3 protein-coding genes and 1 pseudogene are annotated in these 2,531 nt (G+C 34.8%); 2 read left to right on the top strand and 2 right to left on the bottom strand.

Annotation, left to right across the window (positions count from 1 at the left end):
• The first annotated feature begins 238 nt into the window (after positions 1 to 238).
• Positions 239 to 538, top strand: coding sequence for a regulatory protein SipA (gene sipA, locus F6K13_RS27995; RefSeq protein WP_124147501.1), 300 nt, complete (start codon positions 239 to 241; stop codon positions 536 to 538).
• A gap of 2 nt (positions 539 to 540) precedes the next feature.
• On the opposite strand, the gene F6K13_RS28000 is transcribed toward sipA, so the two are convergent.
• Positions 541 to 1,080, bottom strand: a complete 540-nt coding sequence (locus F6K13_RS28000) for an alpha/beta hydrolase (protein WP_124147500.1) — start codon at positions 1,078 to 1,080, stop codon at positions 541 to 543.
• 623 nt (positions 1,081 to 1,703) lie between these two features.
• The gene (locus tag F6K13_RS28005; protein ID WP_275670462.1) at positions 1,704 to 1,835 is read right to left on the bottom strand and encodes a hypothetical protein; all 132 of its coding nucleotides are present in this window, start codon (positions 1,833 to 1,835) and stop codon (positions 1,704 to 1,706) included.
• A gap of 451 nt (positions 1,836 to 2,286) precedes the next feature.
• Here F6K13_RS28005 and F6K13_RS28010 point away from each other — a divergent pair.
• Positions 2,287 to 2,531, top strand: a pseudogene (locus F6K13_RS28010) (serine protease); the annotation flags it as partial.

A 2,531-nucleotide genomic window follows, 5' to 3' on the forward strand; every position in this document is an offset into this window, starting at 1 on the left:
AAAAACCTTTTCCCTTCTAACCTTTTCTTTCCTTCTGCCTCCTGCCTCCTGCCTTCTGCCTTACCTCCTCCAAAGTGTTAAGTATTCAACCGGACATGATATAACTACACCGATAGAATAGAACTGTTTTATGGGTTTTTAATTACTACTAATTTAGAACCTCTTTGTATCTTGATGGTGTAAATTTTTATCATACACTTATCTGCAAACCACTATATTTATTTGGGGGTATTTAGAAATGGAGAAAGAATTTTCTATTGGTCAGAAAGTAAGGTTAGCTATTCAACCACCATACATCAAAACTGCTGAATCAATGCCGATATTACGTCCCCCTGATATTGTACGTTTGGGTGAAGTAGGAACTGTTTTGAGTCACAAACCAGGAAATTATTGGGCTGTTCGTTTTGAGAAAGGAGCATTTCTCATAGATAGTCAATATATAGAAGCTGCGACAGTTGATGCTGAAACTGCCCAGCCACATGATAATCATCATATTGAAGAAGATACTGCTAAAATAAGTCCACCTTCAGAATCGTAGACTTATCTGAGAAGTTCTTCAAGATTACCAATAGTTCCCTTTACTTTGTCTACGATTTCATTGATTTTACCTACGTCTATGTGCATTTCTTCGGTAGGATATTTTTCTAGAACTTCCAGGACTGATATTCGATTGTCATCTGCTGCTGCTAAGATTATGGAAGAACGTAAGGCTTTGTCGCTTTCGTAATTGTGTCTGGTCTGAACTACTTCCGCAATACCTTTGGTTACATTTTGGCCAAGGTTACTATAAAGCACTTTGGCTAAGTTACTAACATTAGCTCCCACTTCTAATGTCATTAAGCCACGAACTGTATTAGGATTAATTTTCGATATTCCGAGAGCTTGGGAAATTGTTTTGGTAGTTTTGCCTGTTTCTGCAAATACTCGCAGATCCTTGACTTTGATTGATGCTGTTATTGGGCCAACCAGCTTGATTACTATTTTTTGTGTGGCGATCGCGCTTTGACTGGAGAATATAACTCCAGCGATCGCTCCTAAGATAATTAATGGACTACGAGATAGCATATTTGGTAATTGCATATTTAGTTTTCAATTATATTTGAATCTAAGCAATTGAATACACATTTATGAATAATTTGTCAATCTATAGTATGATTTTTAATTCTCATATCCGCTCTTTGTTTTAATTAAGATATTTTTATAGGTTTCATATTAATAATCATTGATTCTATCGGGGGATAGTTGTCTTTTTCTGGGATGAATTTTGACGATTTTTTACTTGGCAAAAGTCTTGACTTGATTTTGAATAAAATTCAATTTATTATAGCTGTATTTAATTATTGCTCTGCTGATTAAATCTAAAAGTCTTTATAGATAAAGGTAAGTGCCTTTTTAAGTATCAAAAAGTTCGAGGTTTTAAGTGGTAATTGTTCAATTAGGAGCGAATTTTGGTCAAGATTTGGGCAGAAAAATTAAGGGACAAAACTTAGCTCCTACCTCCTCGCTCATTCCCATTTCTCCCCTCCTGGGAGGGGTTAGGGGTGGGTTGTCTCCTGTCTCCTACCTCTACTAAAATACTTTCCATACGCAAACCCTAATTATTGCTCTGCTGATTAAATATCAAAGCATTGACTGATATTGGTTTGCTGCCTTTTTTTGCCTTTAAAAAGTGCAAGCTTTTCGGTCTAAAGAGCTGCATAAAGCTAGTATTTTGGGATGATTATGGCAGAAAAATCACTCTGACAATTTTTACGACTACCTCCTCTATAATTTCCATTTCTCCTATCTCCTGTCTCCTGTCTCCTGTCTCCTACCTTTACTAAAAGACTTTCCATACGCAAACCCTAATTAAGCGATCGCTTCTACTTAACTTTTAATGAGAATATTTTTTGATAATCACTACATATAATTTTCATTAAAACCCAAATAAAGGCCTAGCAGAAAAATTTGGCAATTTTTTATTCTGATAATGTGTGTTTGTTACCGCTATAGTGTAGAATACCGAATCAGTTCCTCACAGTCATTTTGGCTTAATAAATTGAACTTAAGCTATGACTATATTACTAAGTTATTTGTGACTGGGCTGAACTTAATCAATATATATACCTATTTTTGATTTAAGTAATTAATTAAATTACTAACAACCATTCATGTGTTGAAAAAATCAGAAGCGGTCTCTGGCACTAACCAATGTGGGAGAGAGTCACCACACTTTCAAATTTATGGAAATAGATTGGGTGGTAGTAGTGGAATTTAAGTATTTTTTTTGAGAAAGTTTTAATAATTATGAATAATAAATCAATATTCAAGTTGAGTAGTCAAATTTTGGGAGCTTCACTATTTTGTCTGGCCACATTTGTACCTAGTGCTTACTCTCAAACCAGTGTAGAAAACTCAGCTTATTATACAAAACCCAGTGAAGTAGATTCACAACAATTTCCATCATTAGTATCTAATATTGCCCAACAAGTCACTGTGAGAATTTTTACAGACAACAGTGCTGGTTCTGGAGTAATTATTAAACGACAAGG

The sequence above is a fragment of the Okeania sp. SIO2B9 genome (assembly GCF_010672505.1).
Classification (GTDB): domain Bacteria; phylum Cyanobacteriota; class Cyanobacteriia; order Cyanobacteriales; family Microcoleaceae; genus Okeania; species Okeania hirsuta.